The organism is Mycolicibacterium neworleansense, assembly GCF_001245615.1.
In the GTDB taxonomy this organism is placed as follows: Bacteria; Actinomycetota; Actinomycetes; order Mycobacteriales; family Mycobacteriaceae; genus Mycobacterium; species Mycobacterium neworleansense.
The window spans coordinates 197,255-223,405 of sequence record NZ_CWKH01000001.1 but is presented as its reverse complement, the minus strand read 5'-3'; the positions used below and the strand labels follow the sequence as shown (position 1 = coordinate 223,405).

25 protein-coding genes and 2 tRNA genes are annotated in these 26,151 nt (G+C 66.7%); 9 read left to right on the top strand and 18 right to left on the bottom strand.

The window, feature by feature from the left end; translation table 11 throughout:
• Nucleotides 1-5 precede the first annotated feature (5 nt).
• The 6 genes from pdhA to BN2156_RS01050 form a co-directional block, all read right to left on the bottom strand.
• Nucleotides 6-1,103, bottom strand: coding sequence for a pyruvate dehydrogenase (acetyl-transferring) E1 component subunit alpha (gene pdhA / locus BN2156_RS01075; RefSeq protein ID WP_090509302.1), 1,098 nt, complete (start codon nucleotides 1,101-1,103; stop codon nucleotides 6-8).
• A 243-nt stretch (nucleotides 1,104-1,346) separates the two neighbouring features.
• Nucleotides 1,347-2,159, bottom strand: a complete 813-nt coding sequence (locus tag BN2156_RS01070; RefSeq protein ID WP_090509300.1) for an HpcH/HpaI aldolase/citrate lyase family protein — start codon at nucleotides 2,157-2,159, stop codon at nucleotides 1,347-1,349.
• Nucleotides 2,156-2,647, bottom strand: coding sequence for a MaoC family dehydratase (locus BN2156_RS01065; protein WP_090509296.1), 492 nt, complete (start codon nucleotides 2,645-2,647; stop codon nucleotides 2,156-2,158). Before BN2156_RS01065 ends, BN2156_RS01070 begins: the two co-directional genes overlap by 4 nt.
• Entirely contained in the window at nucleotides 2,644-3,807 is a 1,164-nt protein-coding gene (locus BN2156_RS01060; protein ID WP_077741465.1) for an acyl-CoA dehydrogenase family protein, read from the bottom strand. Before BN2156_RS01060 ends, BN2156_RS01065 begins: the two co-directional genes overlap by 4 nt.
• Complete coding sequence (locus tag BN2156_RS01055) at nucleotides 3,804-5,816, bottom strand: acetyl-CoA carboxylase biotin carboxylase subunit (protein ID WP_162490705.1); 2,013 nt, start codon at nucleotides 5,814-5,816, stop codon at nucleotides 3,804-3,806. The genes BN2156_RS01060 and BN2156_RS01055 overlap by 4 nt, the downstream gene beginning before the upstream one ends.
• Before the next feature lie 2 nt (nucleotides 5,817-5,818).
• Nucleotides 5,819-7,372, bottom strand: coding sequence for a carboxyl transferase domain-containing protein (locus BN2156_RS01050; RefSeq protein WP_090509291.1), 1,554 nt, complete (start codon nucleotides 7,370-7,372; stop codon nucleotides 5,819-5,821).
• A gap of 71 nt (nucleotides 7,373-7,443) precedes the next feature.
• On the opposite strand from BN2156_RS01050, the gene BN2156_RS01045 reads away from it, so the two are divergent.
• Nucleotides 7,444-8,037 (top strand): SACE_7040 family transcriptional regulator, encoded by a 594-nt coding sequence (locus BN2156_RS01045; protein ID WP_090509288.1) that lies wholly within the window; start codon nucleotides 7,444-7,446, stop codon nucleotides 8,035-8,037.
• On the opposite strand, the gene BN2156_RS01040 is transcribed toward BN2156_RS01045, so the two are convergent.
• Entirely contained in the window at nucleotides 8,034-9,935 is a 1,902-nt protein-coding gene (locus BN2156_RS01040) for an alpha/beta hydrolase family protein (protein WP_235625180.1), read from the bottom strand. The two genes, BN2156_RS01045 and BN2156_RS01040, sit on opposite strands and share 4 nt — an antisense overlap.
• Nucleotides 9,936-10,016: 81 nt before the next feature.
• Between BN2156_RS01040 and BN2156_RS01035 the strand changes: the two genes are divergently transcribed.
• Entirely contained in the window at nucleotides 10,017-10,799 is a 783-nt protein-coding gene (locus BN2156_RS01035) for an MmpS family transport accessory protein (protein WP_090515306.1), read from the top strand.
• Between the two features lie 3 nt (nucleotides 10,800-10,802).
• Here BN2156_RS01035 and BN2156_RS01030 read toward each other — a convergent pair whose 3' ends face one another.
• On the bottom strand, nucleotides 10,803-12,110 hold the full coding sequence (locus BN2156_RS01030) for an MFS transporter (RefSeq protein WP_090509286.1): 1,308 nt from the start codon (nucleotides 12,108-12,110) through the stop codon (nucleotides 10,803-10,805).
• A 43-nt stretch (nucleotides 12,111-12,153) separates the two neighbouring features.
• Here BN2156_RS01030 and cmrA point away from each other — a divergent pair, with 43 nt between their 5' ends.
• Nucleotides 12,154-12,960 (top strand): mycolate reductase, encoded by an 807-nt coding sequence (gene cmrA, locus BN2156_RS01025; RefSeq protein WP_090509284.1) that lies wholly within the window; start codon nucleotides 12,154-12,156, stop codon nucleotides 12,958-12,960.
• Nucleotides 12,961-13,040: 80 nt separating this feature from the next.
• Here the strand turns inward: cmrA and BN2156_RS01020 are convergent, their stop codons facing one another.
• Nucleotides 13,041-14,612 (bottom strand): helicase HerA-like domain-containing protein, encoded by a 1,572-nt coding sequence (locus BN2156_RS01020; protein WP_090509283.1) that lies wholly within the window; start codon nucleotides 14,610-14,612, stop codon nucleotides 13,041-13,043.
• A gap of 117 nt (nucleotides 14,613-14,729) precedes the next feature.
• Here BN2156_RS01020 and orn point away from each other — a divergent pair, with 117 nt between their 5' ends.
• Nucleotides 14,730-15,377, top strand: coding sequence for an oligoribonuclease (gene orn, locus BN2156_RS01015; RefSeq protein WP_162490703.1), 648 nt, complete (start codon nucleotides 14,730-14,732; stop codon nucleotides 15,375-15,377).
• Between the two features lie 40 nt (nucleotides 15,378-15,417).
• Nucleotides 15,418-15,490: transfer RNA gene (locus BN2156_RS01010), tRNA-His, on the top strand.
• Nucleotides 15,491-15,551: 61 nt separating this feature from the next.
• Here BN2156_RS01010 and BN2156_RS01005 read toward each other — a convergent pair.
• Both BN2156_RS01005 and BN2156_RS01000 read right to left on the bottom strand, forming a co-directional pair.
• Nucleotides 15,552-17,045 carry a PPE family protein gene (locus tag BN2156_RS01005; RefSeq protein ID WP_090509277.1) on the bottom strand — a complete coding sequence of 498 codons (1,494 nt, stop codon included), beginning with the start codon at nucleotides 17,043-17,045 and terminating at the stop codon, nucleotides 15,552-15,554.
• Nucleotides 17,046-17,277: 232 nt separating this feature from the next.
• Nucleotides 17,278-18,048, bottom strand: coding sequence for an SDR family oxidoreductase (locus BN2156_RS01000; protein ID WP_090509274.1), 771 nt, complete (start codon nucleotides 18,046-18,048; stop codon nucleotides 17,278-17,280).
• Between the two features lie 142 nt (nucleotides 18,049-18,190).
• On the opposite strand from BN2156_RS01000, the gene BN2156_RS00995 reads away from it, so the two are divergent.
• Both BN2156_RS00995 and BN2156_RS00990 read left to right on the top strand, forming a co-directional pair.
• Nucleotides 18,191-18,877: a DUF899 domain-containing protein gene (locus BN2156_RS00995; RefSeq protein WP_090509272.1), complete on the top strand. Its 687-nt coding sequence runs from the start codon at nucleotides 18,191-18,193 to the stop codon at nucleotides 18,875-18,877.
• Nucleotides 18,874-19,353 carry an SRPBCC family protein gene (locus tag BN2156_RS00990; RefSeq protein ID WP_090509269.1) on the top strand — a complete coding sequence of 160 codons (480 nt, stop codon included), beginning with the start codon at nucleotides 18,874-18,876 and terminating at the stop codon, nucleotides 19,351-19,353. Before BN2156_RS00995 ends, BN2156_RS00990 begins: the two co-directional genes overlap by 4 nt.
• On the opposite strand, the gene BN2156_RS00985 is transcribed toward BN2156_RS00990, so the two are convergent.
• Both BN2156_RS00985 and BN2156_RS00980 read right to left on the bottom strand, forming a co-directional pair.
• Nucleotides 19,354-19,716, bottom strand: coding sequence for a nuclear transport factor 2 family protein (locus BN2156_RS00985; protein WP_090515304.1), 363 nt, complete (start codon nucleotides 19,714-19,716; stop codon nucleotides 19,354-19,356).
• A 97-nt stretch (nucleotides 19,717-19,813) separates the two neighbouring features.
• Nucleotides 19,814-21,034 carry a L,D-transpeptidase gene (locus BN2156_RS00980; protein WP_162839202.1) on the bottom strand — a complete coding sequence of 407 codons (1,221 nt, stop codon included), beginning with the start codon at nucleotides 21,032-21,034 and terminating at the stop codon, nucleotides 19,814-19,816.
• 146 nt (nucleotides 21,035-21,180) lie between these two features.
• On the opposite strand from BN2156_RS00980, the gene BN2156_RS00975 reads away from it, so the two are divergent.
• Nucleotides 21,181-21,256: transfer RNA gene (locus tag BN2156_RS00975), tRNA-Lys, on the top strand.
• A 65-nt stretch (nucleotides 21,257-21,321) separates the two neighbouring features.
• Here the strand turns inward: BN2156_RS00975 and BN2156_RS00970 are convergent.
• Nucleotides 21,322-21,504, bottom strand: coding sequence for a hypothetical protein (locus BN2156_RS00970; protein ID WP_162490691.1), 183 nt, complete (start codon nucleotides 21,502-21,504; stop codon nucleotides 21,322-21,324).
• Nucleotides 21,505-22,520: 1,016 nt separating this feature from the next.
• On the bottom strand, nucleotides 22,521-22,748 hold the full coding sequence (locus BN2156_RS00960; RefSeq protein ID WP_090509265.1) for a DUF3618 domain-containing protein: 228 nt from the start codon (nucleotides 22,746-22,748) through the stop codon (nucleotides 22,521-22,523).
• 105 nt (nucleotides 22,749-22,853) lie between these two features.
• Between BN2156_RS00960 and bcp the strand changes: the two genes are divergently transcribed.
• A complete protein-coding gene (gene bcp, locus BN2156_RS00955) occupies nucleotides 22,854-23,327 on the top strand; it encodes a thioredoxin-dependent thiol peroxidase (RefSeq protein WP_090515297.1) in 474 nt (157 codons plus the stop codon).
• Nucleotides 23,328-23,337: 10 nt separating this feature from the next.
• Here the strand turns inward: bcp and BN2156_RS00950 are convergent, their stop codons facing one another.
• The 3 genes from BN2156_RS00950 to acpS all read right to left on the bottom strand — a co-directional run bounded on the left by BN2156_RS00950 (nucleotide 23,338) and on the right by acpS (nucleotide 26,151).
• Entirely contained in the window at nucleotides 23,338-24,321 is a 984-nt protein-coding gene (locus BN2156_RS00950; protein WP_090509263.1) for a calcium/sodium antiporter, read from the bottom strand.
• A complete protein-coding gene (locus BN2156_RS00945) occupies nucleotides 24,318-25,655 on the bottom strand; it encodes a dipeptidase (RefSeq protein WP_090509261.1) in 1,338 nt (445 codons plus the stop codon). The genes BN2156_RS00950 and BN2156_RS00945 overlap by 4 nt, the downstream gene beginning before the upstream one ends.
• Before the next feature lie 103 nt (nucleotides 25,656-25,758).
• Entirely contained in the window at nucleotides 25,759-26,151 is a 393-nt protein-coding gene (gene acpS / locus BN2156_RS00940; protein WP_090432005.1) for a holo-ACP synthase AcpS, read from the bottom strand.

Sequence of the window (26,151 nt, the reverse complement as noted above, 5' to 3'; positions counted from 1 at the left end):
CTCCCTCACGCCTCCTTCGCCAGTTCGGCCGACAACTGATCGCGTTGATGCGCCAGATCCGGGGTGATCTCGGCGTAGACGGAGTCGAAAAGCTCGGTCGGATCGACGTCGGCCGCGCCGACAAGGGCTTCGCGCACCTCTGCGCACAGCCGCCGGGACCGCGCGCCGACGCGTTGCTCCAGCCGGTCGTCGAGCAGGCCCGCGTTCTGCAGATAGGTTCGGTACCTCGCGATCGGATCGCGGGCCAGCCACTCGTCGACCTCATCGGTGGACCGGTAACGGGTGGGATCGTCAGAGGTGGTGTGTGGCCCCATCCGATAGGTGATCGCCTCGATGAGCGTGGGACCCTCCCCCGCACGGGCGCGTTCGGCGGCCTCGGCCATCACCGCATAACAGGCCAGGACGTCGTTACCGTCGACACGGATGCCCGGCATGCCGTACCCGATGGCCCGGTGTGCGATCGACGGCCCGGCCTGCTGCTTACTCACCGGCACCGAGATCGCCCACTGATTGTTCTGCACGAAGAACACACATGGCGCCTTGAACACCGATGCCAGGTTCAGTGCCTCGTGCGCATCGCCCTCACTGGTGGCACCGTCGCCGAGGAACGCGACCGTCACCGAGTCCTCGGCGAGACGCTGGGCGGCCATCGCCGCGCCGACGGCGTGCAGTCCGTGGGTGGCGATCGGAATCGCGATCGGGGCGACGCAACGGCTGGTGAACTCCAGGCCGCCGTGCCACTGGCCCCGCCACACCGCTCCCATCTGACGGGGGGTGATGCCACGCAGCAGGAAGGCACCGATCTCGCGATACTGCGGAAACAGCCAATCGGTTTTCCGGAGGCAGGCTGCCGCGCCGACCTGCGCGGCCTCCTGACCGCGGCACGATGCGTACAGCGCCAGCTCACCCTGGCGCTGCAGATTGACGAATTCGGCGTCCAGATCGCGGGTGACCACCATGGACTCGTAGAGCCAACCCAAAGTTTCTGGCGGTAGATCGCCGCGGTACCGCGTCTCCTCGGTGGGTGACCCGTCGACGTCCACCAGACGCACCGGATCCAGATCGACGCTCGAATGCACCGGCTCTGCAGAGAACCCAGCCATACCGCCTCCTTCTCGGGTGACGGCATGTTGCGCCGCCAGTCCATGAGGTGCTCAGGGCAGCGGCGGAACGCGCAAAACCCCTGGTGAGAGGCCGCCGGCTAGATGCCTGGGTGTGGCGCTAGCTGGACGATCCGCTCGGCCCGTCGCAGCACTGGGGCATATCGCCATTATGCGCTCGAACCGAAAACAGCCGTGTTCATCGCGGATAACGGATTGGAGGCGTGTCGGAAGCGTCCGCCGGGCTCAGCCTTGCGGAGCCAGCGCGACGATCCGCTCGGCGCGCCGCAACACCGGGGCATCGACCATCAGCCCCTCGTGCTGGAAGACGCCCCGCTCCGTGGCCACCCGGTCGAGCACCGCGCGCGCCCAGACCACCTGCTCCTCGGTCGGCGCATAGGCCGACCGGATCACGGCGACCTGCGTGGGGTGGATCGCCACCTTGGCGTCGAAACCGACCGCAACGGCGTCGTCCGACTCCGCCCGCAAGCCGTCGAGGTCCTTGATGTCGAGGTAGACCGAATCCAGCGCCAGCTTGCCGTACGCCTTGGCCGCCAGCAGGGTCTGTGACCGCACGTGCTGGGCGACGTCGCGGTAGCTGCCGTCGGACCGGCGATTGGCGGTGCCGCCGGTGACCGCGAACAGATCCTCGGCTCCCCACATCACCGCGAAGGCGTTGTCGGGCTGTACCAGCTCGACCACGTTGAGCGCGGCCAGGGGGGTCTCGATCAGCACGACGACATCCAACGGCGCCAGAGCCCGCACCTGATCGGCATGCTCGGTCTTGGCCAGCATCACGGTGGTGTAGTCCGTGGCGGCCACAGCCTTGAGGTCCAGCTCGTGGTCGGCGGTGCTCGTCGGGTTGACCCGTACTACCGTGCGGGCCGGATCGAGCGGAGTGTCGATCAGGGACTGACGGGCGGCGGGGCGATCCTTGGCCGCACACCCGTCCTCAAGGTCGAGAATCACCACATCAGCTGCCGCCGCCGCCTTTTCGAACCGCTCAGGCCGGTCGGCGGGGCAGAACAGCCAGCCCGGACCGTTGTTCCCCAATGTCATTCCTGCTCCTCCGGCCGCATCCGCACCATGGTCTTGCGTGAAGCCGTGGCCACGATGTCACCGTGCTGGTTGCGCCCGGTGTGGGCGAAGGTCACGATGCCCTCGCCGGGCCGGCTCTTGGACACCCGCTTCTCGGTGATCTCGGTTTCGGCATACAGCGTGTCACCGTGGAAAAGCGGCTTGGGAAAGGCGATCTCGGAGAATCCGAGGTTGCCGACGATGGTGCCCTGGGTCAGCTGCGCCACCGAAAGGCCGACGAGCGTCGACAGGGTGAACATCGAGTTCACCAGCCGGGCGTTGAACGGCGGGAGGGCATCGGAGAACGCGGCATCCAGGTGCAGCGCCTGGGTGTTCATCGTGAGCGTGGTGAACAGCACGTTGTCGGCCTCGGTGATGGTCCGCCCGGGCCGGTGCAGGTAGCGCACCCCGATCTCGAACTCCTCGAACCACAACCCGCGCTGCTCGATCACTTTCTTCTCAGCGGTCACAGACCCGCCTCCCGCGCGATCAGCATCAGCTGAACTTCGGTTGTCCCCTCGCCGATTTCGAGGATCTTGCTGTCCCGGTAGTGACGCGCCACCGGGTATTCGTTCATGAATCCGTAGCCACCGAAGATCTGGGTGGCGTCGCGGGCGTTGTCCATCGCGGCCTCGCTGGACACCAGCTTGGCCACCGACGCCGCCTTCTTGAACGGCTTGCCGGACAGCATCAGGGCGGCGGCGTCGTAGTAGGCGGCGCGGGCGGTGTGGGCACGGGCCTCCATCCGGGCGATCTTGAAGGCGATGGCCTGGTACGTGCCGATGGCCGCGCCGAAGGCCTGACGTTCCTTGGCGTACTTGACGCATTCGTCCACACAGCCCTGCGCGACACCGACCGACAGCGCCGCGATGGCGATGCGGCCCTCGTCGAGGATGCGCAGGAAGTTGGCGTAGCCGCGGCCCCGCTCGCCGAGCAGGTTCTCCGCAGGCACCCGGACGTCGTCGAAGCTCAGCGGGTGGGTGTCCGAGGCGTTCCAGCCCACCTTGTTGTAGGCCGGTTCGGCGGTGAAGCCCTCGATGGGCACCGGCACCAGGATCGAGGAGATCTCCTTCTTGCCACCTTCGCGTTCCCCGGTCACGGCGGTGACGGTCACCAGCTTGGTGATGTCGGTGCCGGAGTTGGTGATGAACTGCTTGGAGCCGTTGATTATCCAGTGACCGTCATCCATCTTCGCCGTGGTCTTGGTGGCGCCGGCGTCACTGCCACCACCGGCCTCGGTCAGGCCGAACGCACCCAGCGCCTTGCCGCTGGCCAGCAGCGGCAGCCACTCCTGCTTCTGAGCTTCGTTGCCGAACCGGTAGACGGGCATGGCGCCCAGCGAAACTCCGGCCTCCAGCGTGATGGCCACGCTCTGATCGACCTTGCCGAGTTCCTCCAGAGCCAGGCACAGCGCGAAGTAGTCGCCGCCCATGCCGCCGTACTCCTCGGGGAACGGAAGGCCGAACAGTCCCATGTCAGCCATGCCGGCGACGACCTCGTACGGGAACGAGTGTTCCTCATCGTGTTTGGCGGCCACCGGGGCGACCACGCTCTGGGCGAAGTCGCGGACTGTCTTGGCCAGTTGCTCGTAGTGATCCGGCAGCGTGCCGGTGGAAAGAAAGTCGCTCATTGCTCGTTCTCCTGTGTTGCAGCGGTGATTCGGGCCAGCGGCTGACCCACCTTGACCTGGTCGCCGACGGCGACGAGTAGTTCGGCCACACCGTCGGTCGGTGCGGTCAGGGCATGCTCCATCTTCATCGCCTCCACGGTGACCACCATGGTGCCTGCAGTCACCTCGCTGCCGCTGGCAACACCCACGGCGACAACCGATCCCGGCATGGGGCTGACGAGTTCGGCATCGCCGCTGTGCTCAGCGTCGGGTCGCACCGGCGCCTCGCGAACCTCTTCGACGACATAGCTGCGACCCGCGCCCGAGAGCCAGAGTTGGCCGACGCCCCCGCTCAGCTGCGTGGCGACCAGATACTCGGTACGCATGCCGTCGAGGGTGACGATGAACTGGTCACCGGCGAAAGCGGCACTCAGGGTGTGGGTTTCGCCGTTCTCGACGGTCGCGGTGGCCTGACTCGGGATACCGGTGAGGTAGACGTGGTCGGTGCGGCCGGCGGCGCGCAGCCGGAATGCAGCCGGAGCACGCTCCCCCACCCGCCAGCCGGTCGGCCGGGCCCACAAATTGTCGCCGGCCTGCGCCCAGTTGCTGATCCACTGGTAGGCCGCCGCCGCGATCAGCTCGGCGTCACCGATCTCCTGGGGCGCGAAATCCGGTGCGCGACGGTCGAGCAGTCCGGTGTCCAGCCGGCCCACGGCCACATCGGCATCGGCCAGCAGGAAGCGCAGGAACTCGGTGTTGGTGGTCAGGCCGAGCACCGCGGTGTCGGCCAGCGCCCGGTCCAGCTTGTGCAATGCCGCGGTCCGGTCGGCGCCGTGGGCGATGACCTTCGACAGCATCGGGTCGTAGTCGCTGCCGACCACGGTGCCCGCGGCCAGACCGGAATCCACCCGCACACCGGGTCCGGTCGGCTCGCGCAATCCCAGTACCGGCCCGCCGGTGGGAAGGAAGCCGTTGGCCGGGTCCTCGGCGTACACCCTGGCCTCGATGGCATGCCCGGTCATGACGATGTCGTCCTGGCCGAGTGCGAGCTTCTCGCCGGCGGCGATCTGGACCTGCTGTTCCACCAGGTCGACTCCGGTGACCATCTCGGTGACCGGGTGTTCGACCTGCAGCCGGGTGTTCATCTCCATGAAGAAGAACTCGTCGGGCGCATCGGCGGACACGATGAACTCCACCGTGCCGGCGCCCGTGTAATCGACACTACGCGCGGTGTCGCACGCAGCCGCACCGATGCGCGCCCGGGTGGCCGGGTCCAGCAGCGGCGAGGGTGCCTCCTCGATGACCTTCTGATGCCGGCGCTGCAGGCTGCATTCCCGCTCTCCGAGGTGGATCACGTTGCCGTGACCGTCGGCCAGTACCTGCACCTCGATATGGCGGGGCCGCAACACAAACCGTTCCAGGAACAGGGTGTCGTCGCCGAACGCCGCGGCGGCCTCGCGGCGAGCGCTGATCAGTGCGGCCGGAAGATCGGCGGCCTGCTCGACCACGCGCATGCCCTTGCCGCCGCCGCCGGCCGACGGCTTGACGAGCACAGGAAAGCCGACCTCGGGTGCACCCGCGATCAACTCGTCATCCGTCAGACCCGGCCGCGAGATCCCCGGGACGACGGGGACACCGAATGCCGATACGGCGGCCTTGGCGGCGATCTTGTCGCCCATGGTGGCGATGGCAGAGGCGGGCGGGCCGATGAACACGATGCCCGCGGCCTGCAGAGCAGCGGCGAATTCTGCGTTCTCGGAGAGGAATCCGTAGCCGGGGTGGACCGCCTGCGCGCCGGTTCGCTGTGCGGCGGAGACGACGGTGTCGATGTCGAGGTAGCTTTGCCGGGCCGCGGCGGGTCCGATGTGTACGGCGACATCTGCTTCCAAGACATGACGCGCCTCGGCGTCGGCGTCGCTGAACACCGCAACCGACCGGATGCCCATGGTCCGCAGGGTGCGGATGACCCGCACCGCGATCTCGCCGCGGTTGGCGACGAGGACGGTATCGAACATTGCGCTTGAGGTCATCATCACATCCGAAACACGCCGTAGGAGACCGGCTCCAGCGGAGCCTGGCCGACAACCGAAAGAGCAAGGCCGAGCACCGTTCTGGTGTCAGCAGGGTCGATCACACCGTCGTCCCAGAGCCGGGCGGTCGAGTAGTACGGGTTGCCCTGGTGCTCGTACTGGGCCCGGATCGGTGCCTTGAACTGTTCTTCTTCCACGGCGCTCATGTCGCCGCGCACGGTGGCCAGCACCGATGCCGCCTGCTCACCGCCCATCACCGAGATGCGCGCATTGGGCCACATCCACAGGAACCGCGGCGAATACGCGCGCCCACACATCGAGTAGTTACCCGCCCCGTAGGAGCCGCCGATCACCACGGTCAGCTTCGGAACCCGGGCGCAGGCCACCGCGGTGACCATCTTGGCGCCGTGCTTGGCGATGCCCGAGGCCTCGTAGTCGCGGCCCACCATGAACCCGGCGATGTTCTGCAGGAAGAGCAGCGGGATCTTGCGCTTGTCGCACAGCTCGATGAAATGTGCTCCTTTGAGCGCGGATTCACCGAACAACACACCGTTGTTCGCGACGATGCCGACCGGGTGACCGTGGATGCGGGCGAATCCCGTGACCAGGGTGGTGCCGTACTCGGCCTTGAATTCGTTGAACTCGCCGCCGTCGACGATGCGGGTGATCACCTCGTGCACGTCATAGGGCACGCGGGCGTCGACCGGAACCACGTCGTAGAGCTCGGTCTGGTCGGCCACGGCGTCCACGGTGGGCGTCACCGCCCACGGCGGGGCCTCGGCCGGCCCGAGCGTGGCCACGATGTTGCGCACGATCCGCAGTGCGTCGCGGTCGTCGTGGGCCAGGTGGTCGGTGACACCAGAGGTCTTGGAGTGCAGGTCGCCGCCGCCGAGGTCCTCGGCGGTGACCACCTCACCGGTGGCGGCCTTCACCAGCGGCGGCCCGCCCAGGAAGATCGTGCCCTGGTTGCGCACGATGACGGCCTCGTCGCTCATCGCGGGCACGTAGGCCCCGCCCGCGGTGCACGAGCCCAGAACCGCGGCGATCTGGGCGATGCCCTGCGCGCTCATGGTGGCCTGGTTGTAGAAGATGCGGCCGAAGTGCTCGCGGTCGGGGAACACCTCGTCCTGGCGCGGCAGGAACGCGCCGCCGGAGTCCACCAGGTAGATACACGGCAGCTTGTTCTGCAGCGCGATCTCTTGCGCGCGCAGGTGTTTCTTGACCGTGACCGGGTAGTACGTGCCGCCCTTCACAGTGGCGTCGTTGGCGACAATCAGGCATTCCCGCCCTGACACCCGGCCGATGCCGGCGATCATCCCGGCGCCGGGACATTCGTCGTCGTACATGCCGTCGGCGGCCAGCGCGGCGATCTCCAGGAACGGACTGCCCGGGTCCAGCAGGCCGTCGACCCGGTCGCGGGGCAGCAATTTACCCCGGTCGACGTGGCGTTGACGGGCCCGCTCAGGGCCGCCGAGGGCGGCGGTGGCGAGCTTGGCGCGCAACTGCTCGACCAGCGCCAGGTGCTCGTCGCGGTGCGATGACAAGGCGGCTCCCATTTGAGTTAATGACAACTAACTCGTGCTAGGTTAGTTTTCATTAACTGAGTTGTCTACCCTCCGGAGGCGCCATGTCCGACAGCGCCGTCACGCGACGCAGTCAGGCCAAATCCGATCGCCGCAGCCAATTGGTCGCGGCCGCCGAACGGCTTGTGGCCGAACGCGGTTACCTCGCAGTGCGCCTGGAGGACATCGGCTCGGCGGTCGGGATCAGCGGTCCGGCCATCTACCGGCACTTCCCCAACAAGGAAGCCCTGCTGGTCGAGCTTCTCGTCGGGATCAGTACCCGCCTGCTGGCGGGAGCACAGGAAGTCATCGCGCGGACCGACGACCCCGCCGCATCACTGGACGGCCTGGTGGACTTCCACCTCGACTTCGTCTTCGGTGAGTCGGATCTGATCCGCATCCAGGACCGCGACCTGGCCCACCTGCCCGACACCGCCAGACGACAGGTGCGCCGCGCCCAGCGTCAGTACGTGGAGATCTGGGTGACGGTCCTGACGCGGCTCGACCCGGACCTGGCCGAGGACGACGCCCGGGTGATGGCCCATGCCGCGTTCGGCCTGCTCAACTCCACCCCACACATCGTCAGACCCGCTGTCCCCAAGACACATTCACGGGCAGTGCTGCGCCGGATGACACTGGCGGCGCTCACCGCCGACTAGACGCCGAACGCCTTGGCCAGCCAACGGGTCGCGGCGTCAACCAGCGCCGCGCGGTTCTCACGCTTGGTGATCTCATGCCCGTCGTCTTCGAAGATCAGCAGCTCGACCGTGCGGTCGAGCTCGGTGAGCGCCTCGAACATCTGACGCGATTCGTCGGGCAGCACGTTCGTGTCGTTGCCGCCGTGCACCAGCAATAGCGGCGCGATCACCTGATGCGCCCTCGGCAGCGGTGAAAGCCGTTCCAGCAGATCGCGATCCGCCACGGGATGGCCGTATTCCGGGTAGGACGCCGCCGCGATCCACGGCTCGGTGGTGCGGTAGAAGGTGTTCAGGTCACTCATCCCGCAGATGCTGATGCCCGCGACGAAAAGCTGCGGATGAAAGGCGAGCGCCGCCTGGGTCAGATAGCCGCCGTACGACCATCCCGTACAGGCCAGCCGCCCGGCCGGGGCGATGCCGCGGTCGAGGAGATACTGCGCGCAATCGGCGACATCGTCGATCGCGGCGAACCTCAGCTCCTTGTCGTCGGCGTGCACGAATGCCCGGCCGAACCCGCCCGAGCCACGCACATTCGGCGTCAGCACCGCGAAACCCGCATCCAGCAGCGCCGGGAAGATCTCGTTGTATTCGGGCCGCGCCTGCCCCTCGGGGCCGCCGTGCAGGAACATCACCGCGCCCACCACTTCGCCCTGCGGCCGGTACAGCCACCCGGTGAGCTCCAACCCGTCGCGCGCGGTGATCCGCTCCAGCGTCGGCGCCGAGGTCAGTGGCCCGCTGCTCGGCTCCCGGTCGATCCGCTCCCATTCCAGCGACCGCGGGTCGACCAGTTCGACGGTGCGCGGCAGCGACGGTCCCTGCACGGTGACCGCGACCATCGACCCACCCGCGCTGATGCTCAGCTCACCGGCAACCGGGCCGGGCAACGGAATCGGGACCGACAGCGTCTCGTCGGCATACTCCAGGATCTGCAGCTCGCTGCGCCCGTCGATGTTCCACAACAACGCCACGGTGGACAGGTCGTCACTGACCACGAACTCGTCGAGGTCATACCCGGGCCGCTCCGCCACCACGTGATAGCCCACGCCCTCGGCGGTGACCGTGACCTCCAGCAGGCGGGCGTGCGCGGCGCCGTTGTCGCTGCGGATCAGGGCCCGCACAAACCCCTCGGTGCTGCCCAGGTCATAGGTACTGGCCGGGTAGTAGAGCGTGGTCTCACCGTCCAAACCGCTGCGGAGCCGGCGCGGCGTGTGATCGTCGAGGATCACGCCGAAATCAGTGACCGAACCGGGATCCGATGGCAGCAACGCGATTTCGGTGAGCCCCCACAACATGATGAGCTCCTGGTACCCGCGCGGGCCGACCCGCACCAGCGAGGCGCCCGCCCACGCGTCGACCAGCCGGCCACCCGAGCGCCGGTCGAGCACCAGGGTGTAACCGGTCGCCGGATCGATCAGGCACGAGCTGCCGACCCCGTCCTCTCCGGTGAGGATCGCCGCGACCTGGGTGCCGTCCCACCCGATCAGTTCCGCGGTGCCCTCCCCGGCCTCAACCGGCCAGTAGTCGATGCGGCGCGCGTCACGGTCGTCGGGATCGGTGGTCACCACCCAGATCTGGCTGCGCGTCCCGCCTTCCGGGGCCACCTGGCAGGCCAGCCAGTGGCCGTCTGCGGAATGAATGACCTTCGTCACCGGTCCGACAACGGGCAGTTCGACGTCACGGGAGGAGCTCGCCCGCCATCCGCGCAGGAAGCGCTGTACCGCCCGCGGATAGCCGCCGTCGTCGACCAAGTGGGCAAATGCCGTCGCATCCGGTGACAGGGACGCGCCGTAGTTCACCCGCACATGCCGATCTACGGCCACCTCGCGTCCTCCCGTCACTTCCGCGGTCCTTTCCAGCATGTCCCCGGCGCTCGCCCGCCGCGACCTCGGCCGCAGCGGACTGAGCATCCGCACAGGTACCCTCGCAGCCATGAGGTGGGCATGACCGATTCACCACGCCGCGACGGGTCCGAGCCGGGCCAATCTTTCGGTAGCGGCTACCCCGTCGACTATCCAGATCCGGCGTACTCGAACCAGCCGCCGTATCAGGGCTCGTACCCGGCCGTGCCCCAACCGGCGCCGCCGGTCGGATCCGCGGTGCCGAATCCCACCCAACAGCTACCGCCCTACTCTCCCTACGGATACGACGCCGGCGCAACCGGCCAGTACGGGGCCGGTTCCCCGCCACCGGGGGCACCCACTCCGCCCGAACCCGGCAACCGCGAGCCCCGGCTGTGGCTGTGGATCCTGGCCGCCGTCGCGATCCTGGTGGTCCTGGGCCTGGTCATCGCGCTGGTGATCGCCAACGGGTCAAGCCAGGAAACGGTCGTCGCACCGCAACCGGTGACGCCGCAACCCGGCTTCACCACGTCTCCGACGGCGCCCACGACGACCACCCGCGCACCGCGGCCGCTTCCGCCGCCCACCGCCACGTCACCGACCGAGACCACACCCGGGCCCACCGAGACCGTGGTCTACGAGGTCACCGGTGAGGGTCGGGCCATCAACATCACCTACCTGGACACCGGCAACGTCCTGCAAACCGAGTTCAACGTCCCGCTCCCCTGGACCAAGCAGGTCGAACTGGCTCAGCCGGCGACCGAAACGGCCAGCGTGAGTGTCGTGAACTTCGGCCCCGAGGTGGCGTGCACCGTGACCGTCAACGGCGCGCAGACCCAACATCGCACCGGGTCGGGCATCACGATCTGCGTCGGCACACCCTGACGGTCAGCTCGTCGACGCGCGGCTGACCGGCAGCCGCGACGGCGTCTTCACCGCGAGCATGCCCGCCAGACCCACGACCAGCACCAGGACCAGGCCACCCATCCCGGCGCGGTCGGTGCCGAAGAAGTCGATGAAGGTGAAGAACAGCCAGGGCGCCAGGAAGGACGCTGCCCGTCCCACGGTCGTGTAGAGCCCGAAGGCGACGCCCTCCTTGCCGTCCGCGGTGATCCGCAGCATCAAGGTGCGAGCCGAGGACAGCGTCGGCCCGATGAACAGGCACAGCAACAGGCCACACACCCAGAAGGCCACCGGCCCCGACAGCACGAGCAGCGACAGACCCACGACGATCAGGCTCACCAGCGAGCCCACGATGACGGGCTTGGAACCCACCCGGTCATCGAGCTGGCCGCCGGTGACAGCCCCGAACGCCGCAACCACGCAGGCACTGATCCCGAACAACAGCACGTCGGCCTCGGAGATGCCGTAGACGTTCACCCCGAGCACTGCGCCGAACGCGAATACTCCGGCCAGCCCGTCGCGGAACACCGCGCTCGCCACCAGGTAGTAGACCACGTTGTGGTCACGCCGCCACTCCTCGCGGATCTCGGCCCACAACTTGCGGTAGGCGCCGAAGAACCCGACACGTTCGACCGGGACCGCATCTGGGACCCGCGGCACCATCACGAAGATCGGCAACGCGAACAACACGAACCAGACCGCGGTGAGCAGCATCACCGCCCGCACGTTCTGCCCGTCCGCGGCCGGGATACCCAGCAGCCCGCGGGTGTCCCCGTCGCCGGCGATGAACCCGACGTAGGCCAGCAGCAACAACACAACACTGCCCCCGTAACCCAGCGCCAGGCCGAGGCCGGAGATCCGTCCGGACGTGGCCGGCGTGGACAGCTGTCGCAGCATGGCGTTGTAGGGCACCGTGGCCAGCTCGTTACAGGCGGCCGTGCAGGCCAGCAGCACGAGCCCGGGCATCAGGTAACGGTGGTCATCGCGGATCAGGCTCATCGCCGAGGTGAACACGACGGCCAGACCGGTCATCACAGCCAGCACCCGGCGCCGACGCGCCGGCGCGTCGACCCAGATGCCGGTAACCGGCGCCAGAAGGGCCACCACGAGACCGGCGATCGTCATCGCGCGCCCCAGCCAGCTGGCCGGCGTGGTGTCACCCGGGAGGTCCGAACCGACACTTCCGGTCAGGTACACCGAGAACACGAAGGTGACGACGATGGCGTTCAGGCCCGTCGCACCGCAGTCCCACAATGCCCACGCGAGCACCCTCGCCCGCCCGGGGTTAGTCATGACCGCCACCTTATGGGTTTCGGCTCCTTCTAGGATTGGCGCCATGCCCGTACCCGCACCCAGTCCGGATGCCCGTGCCGTCGTCACCGGCGCCTCGCAGAACATCGGCGAAGCGTTGGCCACCGAGCTCGCCGCCCGCGGCCACCACCTGATCATCACCGCGCGACGCGAGGACGTGCTGACGTCGCTGGCGCAGCGGCTCACCGAGCGCTACGGGGTGACCGTCGAGGTGCGCGCCGTCGACCTCACCGACCCGGCCGCCAGGGACGCGCTGTGCGACGAACTGGCCCAGCGGGAAATCTCCATCCTGTGCGCCAACGCAGGCACCGCGACCTTCGGCCCGGTCATCGATCTGGACCCGGCCGGTGAGAAGGCCCAGGTGCAGCTCAACGTCCTCGGTGTGCACGACCTGGTGCTGGCCGTGCTGCCCGGCATGGTCAAGCGCGGCTCCGGCGGAATCCTCATCTCCGGCTCGGCGGCAGGCAATTCACCGATCCCGAACAACGCCACCTACGCGGCCTCCAAGGCCTTCGCCAACACATTCAGCGAGTCGCTGCGCGGCGAGCTCAAGGGCGCGGGCGTGCATGTCACGGTGTTGGCGCCCGGCCCGGTGCGCACCGACCTGCCCGACGAGTCCGAGCAGTCGCTGGTCGAACGGCTGATCCCCGACTTCCTCTGGATCTCAACCGAATACACCGCCAAGCTGTCGCTGGACGGCCTGGACAAGAACAAGATGCGGGTGGTGCCCGGCGTGACGTCCAAGGCCATGTCGATGGCCAGCGGCTACGCCCCGCGGGCCATCGTCACCCCGATCGTCGGCGCCGTCTACAAGAAGCTCGGCGGCGGCTAGAGCATTCGCCGTTTCGACATTGCACTGAGGGCTGTGGTTCTTGCCGAACCACAGCCCTCAGTGCAATCTCAACGCTCGGACTAGCGGCGGCGACCCGTCCCGAAGATGCTGCGGGTGATCTCACGGCCGATGACGGTGCCCGCCGAGCGCATGGCGCTCTTGAACGCCGGGCTGGCCATCATCTTGTCGAAGAACCCGGGCTCCGCGGGCTGTGCGGGCGCCGGCATCGGCTCGATGTCGCCGGACGCCTCGACCCCGGCGAAGCCGCCCGGATCCTCGGGCGAGGGCGGCGGCGCCAGCTTGGCGGCCAACCGCTCGTAGGCCGAATCCCGGTCCACGGTCTGGCCGTAGGTGGCCTGCAGCGGGCTGGCCTTGGCGGCGGCGGTGATCGCGTCGTTGCCGATCGTGTCCATCAACGAGCGCGGAGCCCGCATCCGGGTCCAGGCCACCGGCGTCGGCGCACCCCGCTCCGAGAGCACGGTGACGACCGCCTCGCCGATACCCAGTGACGTCAGCGCCTTCTCCAGGTCGTAGACGTCGGTCTTCGGATAGGTGCGCACCGTCTTCGACAGGGCCTTCTGGTCATCCGGGGTGAAGGCGCGCAACGCGTGCTGCACCCGTGCACCCAGCTGCGAGAGCACCTCGTTGGGCACGTCGGTGGGCAGCTGCGTGCAGAAGAACACGCCGACGCCTTTCGACCGGATCAGCTTGACGGTCTGCTCGACCTGTTCGAGGAACGCCTTGGATGCGTCGGCGAACAGCAGATGCGCCTCGTCGAAGATGAAGACCAACTTGGGCTTGTCGACGTCACCGACCTCGGGCAGCGACGTGAACAGGTCGGCCAGCACCCACATCAAAAACGTCGAGAACATCACCGGCCGCGCCGCCTGCGCACCCAGCTCGAGCAGGCTGATGATGCCGCGGCCCTGAGCGTCGGTGCGCAGCAGATCCTTGGGCTCCAGCTCGGGTTCGCCGAAGAACGAGTCGGCGCCCTCGGCCTCCAGGTTGACCAACGCCCGCAGGATGACGCCCGCCGTCGTGGTCGACACCGCACCCAGTGCCTTGAGTTCGGGCTTGCCCTCGTCGCTGGTGAGGAACTGGATCACCGAACGCAGATCCTTGATGTCCAGCAGGGGCAGGCCCTTCTGATCGGCCCAGTGGAAGATCAGGCCCAGCGTTGACTCCTGGGTGGTGTTGAGCCCCAATACCTTTGACAACAGGATCGGCCCGAAGCTGGTGATCGTGGCCCGGACCGGAACGCCGATACCCTCGGTGCCCAGTGACAGGAACTCGACCGGAAAGGCAGTCGGCGTCCAACTGTCGCCGGTGTCCTTGGCGCGCTGATCGGTCTTCTCGTCGGCAGCACCCGGCGCCGAGAGGCCGGACAGGTCACCCTTCACGTCGGCCATCACCACCGGAACGCCGGCCGCCGACAACTGTTCGGCGATCACCTGCAGCGTCTTGGTCTTGCCGGTACCGGTGGCACCCGCGATCAGCCCGTGCCGGTTGACCGTGGCCAACGGGATGCGGACCTGTGCGGTCGGGTCCACGGTGCCATCGACCACCACCGTTCCCAATTCCAACGCCTGGCCTTCGACTGCGTAACCGGCAGCGATCTGCTGCGCGGGGGTGGCTGTCGATTCGGTGGTCATGCCGCGGTCCTCCCAGTGTTCGCGAACGAGCCAATCGGGGTTTGACACTACTTGCCGGGCGGCGCGCGTGGTGGGTGTGGCAGCTCGACGCCCGGTATGGGAATACTGTGGATCTTCGTGCGAGACGAACTGGTATGGATCGACTGCGAGATGACCGGCCTGGACCTCAAGTCCGATCGCCTCATCGAGATTGCGGTTCTGGTCACCGACGCGGACCTGAACATCCTCGGTGACGGCCTGGACGTGGTCATTCACACCGACGACGAGGCGTTGTCGTCCATGGTCGACGTGGTCAAACAGATGCACACCCGCTCCGGGCTGATCGAAGAAGTCCGAGCTTCGACGGTCGATGTGGCCACCGCAGAAGAAATGGTGCTCGATTACATCCGCGGGCACGTCAAGACGGCGAAGGCCGCTCCCCTGGCCGGCAACTCGATCGCCACCGACCGCGGCTTCATCGCCCGCGACATGCCCAAACTCGACGATTACCTGCACTACCGGATGATCGACGTCAGCTCGATCAAGGAACTGTGCCGCCGCTGGTACCCCAGGATCTACTTCGGCCAGCCCGAGAAAGGGCTGGCCCACCGCGCCCTGGCTGACATCCACGAGTCGATCCGCGAATTGAAGTACTACCGCTCGACCGCGTTCGTGGCCCAGCCCGGGCCGTCTACCAGCGATATTGCCGCGGTCGCGGCCGAGCTCGGCCCGCCGAAGGACGACGCGCCAGAAACCGATTCGGCGCTAGGACACCCGAGCAGTTAGTATCTACGAGCCGCATACGCTCCAGAGCAGCGCGGCGATGGTGGCTGTAGTTCAGTTGGTAGAGCACCAGGTTGTGATCCTGGCTGTCGCGGGTTCGAGTCCCGTCAGCCACCCCGATATCGGGAACGCCGTCTGCGCATGCAGACGGCGTTCCTGTTTTCCGGGCTGGTTCGCTCAGTCCTTGGAGTCCGAATCCCAGGTCGACGGCAGCAGCGGAATCGTGGGGCCTTCCCCGAACTCGGCGCTGCCCAACGTCGTCAGGCCCGCCGTCGTCACATCGGCCTTGTCTCGCACCCCGGAGAAGCCCAAGGGCCCCGCGCCGCGATCCGACACGGTCGGCGACGCGTGCGGCCCGGCGCCTGGCGGCACATCGGCCTGCAGGTCCATGTACTCGTTGCCACGGCCTCTGTCCCGCATCGCGGCTCGCCGACGGCGCGCCCGAGCCTCGCGAGCTTGTTCTCCGGTCGCCGCCGTGGCGGTGTCGGACTCAGGAGCTTTCCTCCTCGCGGTCGCGGTGCTGGGTCTTGCCGCGGCGGGGACAGCGAGGCCAGGTGAGCCGATCAAGTACGGCGGGAAGAATCCCGGCCCACCACCGGGAGCGGACGGGGGCGCCGAGCCGGAGGCGACGGTTGCCGAAGCCGATGCACCAGCCGACGGCGCGGTGGGGGCCGAGGAGGCGGGCGCGGCCGATGGGCTGCCGGACACCGTCGGCGTGGCCCCGGCGGCCGGCCAGGACCCAGGCTCGCTCCCGGCCGGAATCTCCGAGACGACGGGAACACTCGGTTGGATGGCTGCCAGGCCGGCGATCGCCCAGCCCAGGTTCGCGGTCACGATGCTCAGAGCCGGTTGAATCAGGGCCGGTGACAACTGGACGACGACCTGAAGTAGCTGTGCCGCGTGGAAAGCCATGTCGGCCAACACCATGGGCAGGTTGGTCAGCAGGGCGGCCGGATCGTTCAGCAGATTGTCGATCAGCAGACCGATGTTCTCGATCTGCTCATGTCCGACTTCGAGCCACCACCGCGGGTCGAGTGGGCTCAGGTCTCCGTGGCCGTGGTCATCGTCGTGATCGTGGTCATGGTCATGGTCATGGTCATGGTCGTCCTCGTGGTCATGCTCGTGGTCGTGGTGGTCATGCAGGATCCTCGGCGCGACCGGCGTGGAGGGACTGGATGCCACCGCGGCCTCTGACACGCCCTGGTAGCCCTCCATCGTGACGGCGGCCAGGATCCACATCCGTACGTAATCAGCCTCGTTCAGTGCGATCGGGATGGTGTTGATACCAAAGAAGTTGGTGGACACCAGGATTGCATTCCTGACATGGTTGGCGGCCAGCTCGGCCAGGGTGGGCATCGCCGCCAGCGCGCCGGTATATGCGCCGGCCGCGGTTTCATGCCGAGCCGCGACCGCGGCGCTGTCGGCACTGGCCTGATACAGCCACGCCAGATACGGAACATGGGCGGCGACATACTGTTCGGCGCTCGGACCTTGCCACGCCCCGGCCCGCACGCCACCCAGCACCGCCGCGAGTTCTTCAGCCACCGCGGCATATTCGACGCTCAACGACGACCATGCGCCCGCGGCAGCCAACATCGCGCCAGGGCCGGGGCCGCTACTCAACAGCGAAGAATGCACCTCCGGTGGCGAGGCCATCCATACCGCGGCCATAGAACCCTCCTCGTAGACCGGCTACCCGAAGCGTCCAAGCTATTGAATATGATTGTCATTATCAATGAATCCATTTGGAACTCATAGAAACGCCGGCCACGGACATCACGCGTCGCCAGATGCGCGCAGCCTGGCACGCCGAATGAAGCCAAAGGATTTGGGACCGAACGGTCCTCGCGGCCTCGGAGTATCGCAGCGGCCGGAGTCACCGGCCGCTGGAATGAACTGCGGACTAGTTGGCCGCGTCCACCTTCTTCTTGATCCGCGGAGCCAGCTGCACGATCTCGGGCACCACGGTCGGATTCTCGTAGGCCGTGGTCACCAGTGACACCAGGGTGTTGGCGACGTCGCGCAGGGCGGACATCCGGGCGGGCAGAGCGCCCTGGGCCACCCACGTCTTGACCAACTGGTCCAACAGGTCACGGTCGGCGCCGCGCAGGATCTCGGTGTCATCGGTGGGCCCGACGCCGACCCGGATCAGCGACAGTTCAGGATGCTCGATACGCCAGGAGTTCAAGATCTCGTCGAGGGCGGCCTTGCTCGCGCTGTATGCCGCCACCCCGGCACGGGGACGACCGACGTCGTAGCTCGACGCCACCAGGACCACGCCGTTCTCGGCCAGCCGCGGCGCAGCGGCACGCAACACGTTGTTGGCACCCACGGTGTTGACGCTGAACGCGTGCAGCCAGGTGGCCACATCGGTGTCCTCGATGTAGGCGAATGGGATCACCGTGCTGGTGAACACCACCGCGTCCAGGCCACCCAGGGTGTCCGCCGCCTCATTGACCACCCGGTTGATCGCCGCGGAATCCTCGACGTCGAGTTCGAAGGCGTGTCCGCCCGTCGCCTCCGCGAGGGAATTCAGCAGTTCGATGCGCCGTGCGGCCACGGCGACCTTGGCGCCGCGCTCGGTGGCACTGATCGCAACAGCGTGGCCGATGCCCGACGAGGCACCGACGACGAGGAGACGCAGTCCGGCTGCATCGGCTCGCTGACCGCTCATTCTCGATCAACCCTCCATGGTCCGTCTCAAGGTGTTAGGTCACCCTTTGCTCGTCGGACATTACCGCGTGCGATGAATTCCGGGCGCGCGGTGGGTCCACTTGAGAGAACGAGATTCTCCGAACCGCAATCAGGAGCCCTTCATGACGACAGGAAAACCTCCGGTAGTCGATCAGCAGACCTGGCGCACCGCGCTCGATGACCTACGCCGTCGAGAGAAGGCCGCCACCCGGGAATTGGATGCCATCGCCGCCGCACGACGGCGGCTACCGATGGTAGAGATGCCGAACTACACGCTCGTGGGTGCCGACGGCCCGGTGCGACTGGCCGACGTCTTCGAGGGCCGCACCCAGTTGATCACCTACCACCACATGTGGACCGACGGCGCCGAGTGGCAGTGCGGCGGCTGCACGGGATTCACGTCGCAGTTCACCCGGCTCGACTTTCTGGACAATTACGACGCCCGCTTCGTCATCGTCACCAACGGGCCGATCGACGAGGCGCTGGCCTACCGCGACAAGGTCGGCAACCGGATGGAGTGGTACTCGTCGTCGGAGAGTGCGTTCGGATCCGACGTCGATGCCGCACCCAACGACGGTTTCGCGGTCAACGTGTTCTTCCGCGACGGAGACACCGTCTACCGCACCTGGCACACCAACGGTCGCGGCACCGAACAACTCAGCCATTCGTTCGCCCTGATCGATCTGCTGCCCTACGGCCGCCAGGAGGAATGGCTCGATTCCCCGCCAGGGTGGCCGTCGCGACCCACATACTCGGGCTGGCTCGACAGCCCCGACGTTGCCCGCCTGTACGGAAAGGACTCCCGATGACCTCATCAACGGACACCGAGCGTTACGTCGTCACCCGCACCATCTCGGCATCCCCGGCCCAGGTGTTCGCCGTCCTCGCCGACCCGGCGCGGCACTGCGATACCGAGCCCGGCGACTGGGTGCGCGACGCGATCGACCCCAGGCCCATCACCGGGACCGGCCAGATCTTCGCGATCAACATGTTCCTGCCCGCGGCCGGCGGCCACTACGTCATGCATAACCTGGTGACCGATTTCGACAAAGACCGGACCATCGCGTGGCTGCCCGGCCAGCTCGACGAGACCGGCCACCATGAGCCGGGGGGCTGGAGCTGGCGCTACGACCTGACGCCCAACGGCGACCAGACCGACGTGACGATCACCTACGACTGGACCGATACCCCGCAGAGCTTCCGCGACCAGATCGGCGGGATGCCTCCGTTCGGCGCCGACTTCCTCGCTGAATCGCTTGCCGCACTGGACCGCTCGGTGAAGTAATCAGCCGGGCACCCGGTCGAGGAATCCGAGGACAGTCTGAATCCGGCCGTCGTTGTCGGTGGAGAGCACATCGAAGCCGACCACGACGGGCTCGGTATCGCGCGGACCGAGGCCCCATTGGAACCGCGCCTGCCGATGGTGGGCGTCCGGTCCACTGACGAGGGTGAACACGTAGCCCGGGAATTGGGCCTGCACAGCCTCGATGGCGCCGGAGATACCGTCGTGCCCACTCACCTCGGCCAGCGGATCGGTGTAGGTCACGCTGTGCGCCCAATGCTGCTCCAGCAACGCCCGCCGATCGGCGGCATCGGTGGCGTTCCAGGTGTTGAGGTATGCGGTGACGGTGTCGTCAAGCTGGGCCATGTTCGCCTCTTTCACGGTAATCAACTGGGACTCAGTCAGATTCACCGATCGGAGGCGCGTTGTCGATTACCGCCGAGGTAATCGAGCGATGCCGGTATCAAGTACTGGCGTTGCCAGTGCGCCACTGGTCCCAGGGAATGTTCCAGTCCCCCAGACCCTCGGTGCCCGGCAAGACCGGACCCACCGTGTTGACCACCTCGACAATGTCGCCGCGTTTGGTGTTCTCGTAGAACCAGCGGGCATTGGCCGTGCTGACGTTCAGGCACCCGTGGCTGACATTGCTGTAGCCCTGGCTACCTACCGACCACGGGGCCCCGTGCACATAGATACCGCTGTAGGACATCTGGGTCGCGAAGTCGACCTCGGTGCGATAACCGTTGGGCGAGTTGACCGGTACTCCGTAGGTCGACGAATCCATGACCATATGGTCGAAGCGGTCACCGATGATGTACACGCCGTTGTTCGTCGGAGAACTGTTCTTGCCCATCGAGATCGGCATCGCCTTGATGACCTCGCCGTTGCGGCGGATGGTCAGCGTCTTCGAGTTGTCGTCGGCGACCGCGATCACCTCGTCACCGATGGTGAAGTGGGTCGTGACGTTGCCCTGACCGAACAACCCGTCGCCCAACTCGACGCCGTAGGTGTTGACGGTCACATCCACCGAAGTGCCGGGCTTCCAGTATTTGGCCGGGCGCCAACGCACTTCGCGGTTGTTGAGCCAGTAGAAGGCACCTTCGACCGGTGGATTGGTCTTGACGGTGATAGCCCGCTGGGCAGCCATGCGGTCAGTGATGTTCTCGTCGAAGCGGACGGCGATGGGCTGGCCCACCCCGACCACTTCCCCGTCGTTGGGCAGGACGTACGGCATCGTCAGGTTCGCGGGCGAGTGCGTCTCGAACCTCAACCGACGGTTCGCGACACCGCCGAGGCCCAGTGACTGCGCATTGAGGGTGTACTGCTCGTTGTAGTCGAGCGGGTCGGTGGTCGACCACGTCAACCCGTCGGCGCTGAACTGTCCCGCGATGCTGGCGCCTTCTTCGTTGGTCATCGTCACCCCACCGAGGACGCCGTTCTCGGCACTCACCGTGACCGGCGCGTCGACGGTCACACCGACCGCACCATCGGTTACCGAGGCGTTGACCCTGGGCACCAGTAGGTCGCCATATGGAGTGCCCTTGTCCGCGATCGCCGGTGGCGGCCCTTGCGGGTCCTGGCCGCCGCACCCTGTCAGACCCAACATCAAGGCCGGCACCATCGCAACTACCGCTCGCCGGAAGACATCCCGATACGGACGGGTCACCGTCTGGCCCTGCCCCATGTTCGTCCTACCCCTCGCAAGGTCGATAGCAAATCTTGGCAATAGTCTAAGGGCTCCGGCGGCCCGGAGCTGACTCGAACGTCTCCCCACGCCCGTCACCAGCGGATTTCACTGTTGAGCGAAACTCCTGTTATTGTCTCTCACGCGCGCCGTTAGCTCAGTTGGTAGAGCAGCTGACTCTTAATCAGCGGGTCCGGGGTTCGAAACCCTGACGGCGCACCAACCAAAAACCCTGCCTCGGCAGGGTTTTTGTGTTTGAGCGTTTGAGAGTTACTGCGGCGGTACATCTATCTGGCTCGGTACCTGTCGGCAAGCCTGTCGCCGATGCTGGGTTCAGCTTCTTCCAACAACATCTCCACTGCACCGGCCAGATGCGCGGCCGCATAGCCGTTGTCCCGGTACTGCTCAGTTTTGAAGCGGTCGAGCTCCCTGCGTAGATCGCCGAGGGTTTCATCGCTCACATGCGCCATATGGCTACCTCCAGTCGGTGTGACCACGGCTCACATCCCCGCATAGAGGTTCGACATGAGCCATCGGGTTCTGTCAGCGAATCCCGACGATGAGTTCGTCGGGATCAGCCGTACCGGCGAAGGCACACGCAGCGATCCTGGCAAACGGAAAAAAAGTTAGCTGCAACGCAATACCCCCTTGTCACACGTTCGTCCCGTGTTGCGGCCGGGATCGAGACCTAGGTCTGAATCCCCAGTCCTGACCCGACCTCGACCTTAGCTGGACACCTATGCACTAGCAACCGGTTCGTCGAGAAAGAGCCGTTCCAGCCCTGCAATGCAGGGGTTTTCAGCTGCGGCGAGGATTCGTCGGCGAGTTGCGCTGAGCACTGCGGGCTACCAAACCGACCCAGGTTTGCCAATCGTTTTCCCCACCACAGCGCGACGCAAAGGCCAACTGCACTCCCCTCGGCGTCATTGCCACAGCAAACATTCAGGAAGCTTCCCCGAGCCTTCGGTCGCACCGCAAGGAGCCCGTCGACCGCGGCCGGAGCGGCCGCTCGACTTTGCGGTGCGCGGGGATGAGCGCGGCGGAAAAACCGCGATTGACGCACGTCGATAATGTGCTGGTAACTGGGTCGTAACATGACCGGTTGCCCAGCGGACCAAATGTTGACGGTTACGTAAGTTACTGTCCAGTATTCGAAATCGACACTTTCGCTGGTCAGGTGCAGGAAACCGTGTTAATCTCGAGTTAGCTGGTTGATTTCGTTTCGGTCCGCGTGGCGCTTGAGCCAAGATAAGAGGTGTTAGCTGATGGCTACCGCAGGTGGCGTCGACCCCACAGCTGCATCAACCTCGGCATTTGTTGCTACGAATCAGCCCGTCATGGTGTATAGCTGCAACCGACTGGGCCGCATCGCCAACCCCCCGAGTTTCTCGTTGGCGGACTGGCTGCTGTTTCGCCGCCGCTGAGCGGCGCGTCGCGTCTGAGCCGCTGAGCAGCGCGTCAGGGCAAAATACGCCCCGCGGACCGGTCAGTGCCGCTTGATCCGCCGGACGACCACGAAGACCACGAGCACGCCGGCACCGGCCAATGACGCAGTCACGGCAGGCTTCTTGATGAAGCCGATCACCGCTGACTTGAAATCGTCGGCCAGCCGCTGGGGGTTGGCCCGCTCGGCCAGGGAGTCGACAGTCAACGCCAGTTGATCGCGAGCGTGATCGATGTCCCGCTTGATGCTCTCCGGGTCCCGGTTCGCCACTGTTTGCTCCTCCAAGCCACTCCATGTCGTGCTGCCCTGCCGCACTACCCTAGATCAGCCGGCTCCGTGACGACGGAACCGGTCGACAAGAAGGGATACCCGCGCATGCCGCCAACCCCGCGCCTCGAGGTGGGAGACACCGCCCCGGCTTTCAGCCTGCCCGACGCCGACGGCAACGTCGTCAAGCTCTCCGACTACAAAGGCCGCAAGGTCATCGTCTACTTCTACCCGGCAGCCTCGACGCCGGGATGCACCAAGCAGGCATGTGATTTCCGGGACAGCCTCACCGAACTCAACGACGCCGGACTCGACGTCATCGGCATCTCCCCCGACAAGCCGGAGAAACTCGCCAAGTTCCGCGACAAGGAAGGGCTGACCTTCCCGTTGCTGTCCGACCCGAGCCGCGACGTGCTGACGGCCTGGGGCGCCTTCGGTGAAAAGACCATGTACGGCAAGACCGTTCAGGGCGTCATCCGGTCGACGTTCCTCGTCGACGAAAAGGGCAAGATCGCCGTCGCGCAGTACAACGTGCGGGCCACCGGCCACGTCGCCAAGCTCCGCCGCGACCTGTCGGTCTGACCGCGCCCGCTCAAGGCTGGGTGGTCAACAGAAAAGTCAGGTAGCCGAGGTAGGCCGCGACCATCGCGGCCCCTTCGGCGCGGTGCACACGTCGGCCCGTGATGAAGACCGGGATGCAGACCAGGCCGGCGACGACCATCAGCGGGATGTCGATCCACACCAGGTTGTGTGAGAGGGCCAGGCCGTCGGCCGGCACCAGACACGTGATGCCCAGGATCAGCAGGATGTTGTAGACGCTGCTGCCGAGCAGGTTGCCGACTGCGATGTCGCGCTCACCGCGCACCGTGGAGACGATCGTCGTCACCAACTCGGGTGCCGAGGTTCCGATCGCCACGATGGTCAGGCCGATCAGCGCATCCGATACCCCGAACCCTCGTGCGATTCCGACCGCCCCGTCGACCAGCCACTCGGCACCGACGATCACCACGACGATGCCGGTCACCGTCATCGCGATGTGCCGAAATACGCTCTCCCCAACATGTTTCGGCTCCTTGGCCGGCCCCTCCGCATATGCCTGGATGTACTCGGCCTTCACCGCCCGGCTCTCACGGTGCGACATGCGGATCAGCACGAGGGTGTAGACGATGGCGCCGCAGACCAGGATTACCCCGTCGACCCGCGACAGCACCCCGTTGAGCGCCAGCACCCACAGCAGCACCGCCGCCCCCGCCATCACCGGCAGGTCGAACCGCAATGTCCGCTGCTCGATCGCCAGCGGACGGATCAGTGCGCTCAGCCCGAGAATGAACAGGATGTTGACCACGTTGGTGCCGGCGATGTTGCCGACGGCCAGCTCACCGCTGCCCTCGGTGGCCGCGGTGACACCGACGGCGAGCTCGGGAAGGCTGGTGCCGATCGACACGACGGTCAGGCCGATCAGGATCGGGCTGATGCCCAGTCGTGCCGCCAGTTGCGCGCCGCCCCGGACCATCACCTCGGCCCCGATCGCGAGTGCGATCAGGCCGACGACGAACCAGCCGACGCTGCCGGTCATATCTTCTGGCGGGCCAGCGCTTCGAGCAGGAGCGCCTCGGCCGTCGCCGCCTTGTGCAGCACGCCCAGGTGCAGGCTTTCATTCACGCTGTGTGCCTGGGTGGCTGGATCCTCGACTCCGGTCACCAGAATCGTCGCTGCCGGAAACGCTTCGGCGAATTCGGCGATGAACGGGATCGATCCGCCCATCCCCATGTCCACCGGATCGGTGCCCCAGGCGGTGCGGAACGCCGAACGGGCCGCGTCGTACACCGCCCCCGAGGCATCGATGGCGTAGGGCTGGCCGACGTCGCCCGGAGTGACGGTGACCTGGGCTCCCCACGGGGCGTTGGCCTCCAGGTGGCGAGTCAACGCCGCCAGATGTGCGTGGGCATCACCACCGGGCGCGACCCGCATGCTGATCTTGGCGCGGGCGCGTGGGATCAAGGTGTTCGACGACTTGTCGATCGGAGTCGTGTCGATGCCGATGACGGTGATGGCCGGCTTGGCCCACATACGTTGCACCACTGAGCCGGAACCGATTTCGGAGACCCCGTCCAGCAGCCCGGACTCTTCCCGGACCCAGTCGGGACCACGGTCCACGTCAGCGGCGGTGGCTTCGTGGAGGCCGGCGACGGCGACGTTGCCCTCGTCGTCGTGCAGGCTGGCCAGCAGTCGCACCAACACGCTCAACGCGTCGGGGACCACGCCACCCCACAGGCCCGAATGCAGGCCGTGATCCAGGGTGGCCACCTCCACTGCACAGTCGGCCAGGCCGCGCAGCGTCACGGTCAGGGCCGGGGTCTCGGTGCTCCAGTTGTCGGAGTCGGCGATGACGATGACATCGGCGGCCAGGGCATCTTTGTGGGCAGCCAGCAGTGCCCCCAGTGACGGCGAGCCGGACTCCTCCTCGCCCTCGACGAATACCGTCACGCCGACCGGAGGTTTGCCGTCGAAGGCTCGTACCGCGGCCAGATGTGTTGCGATACCGGCTTTGTCGTCGGCGGTACCACGGCCGTAGAGCCGGCCGTCACGCTCGGTGGGTTCGAACGGCGCGGAGTTCCACTGGGCCGGATCGCCTTCCGGTTGCACGTCGTGATGGGCGTACAGCAGCACCGTCGGTGCGCCCGCGGGCGGCGGGTAATGCGCGATGACGGCCGGGGCGCCGCCCTCGCTGACGATCCGGACCTCGGGGAAACCGGCTTCCGACAACAGCTTTGCGACTGCCTCGGCGCTGCGGTGCACTTCATCGCGCCGGGCCGGGTCGGCCCATACCGACTGGATGCGGACCAGATCCTCCAGATCGGACCGGACCGACGGCAACACCTGCTGCACCCGCGCCACGACATCACTCATGGTGACGACATTAGCCGCACAGCCAAATGTCGCGAGCGTGCACGAATGCTGCCCGAGTGCGGCGTGTCGGGCGGCAGACACGCACGCTCGCGGTGCCAGGGAGTTAGGGCTCCTCGATGATCGCCACCGCGGCGGCGGTGTCCGCCTCGTGCGTGAGCGAGACGTGAATGGTCACGGTCTCAAGGTGCTTGGCGATCTCACCGGACAGCCGCACCTTGGGCCGGCCCCACATGTCGGTGACCACCTCGATGTCGCGGTGGATCCCCTCCGGCAGGGCCGGGCGCTTGGAGAACCGTGAGCTCGACCACGCCTTGATCACGGCCTCCTTGGCCGCCCACCGGGCCGCCAGGTGCCGGGCCGCCGACGAACTCTTGTCCGCGGCGTCCCGGCGCTCACCTGGCGTGAACGTCTCGGCGAATACGGTTCCCGGCCGGTCCACCTGCTCAGCGAAATCAGGTATGGAAACCAGATCGATGCCTACTCCCACAATCGCCAT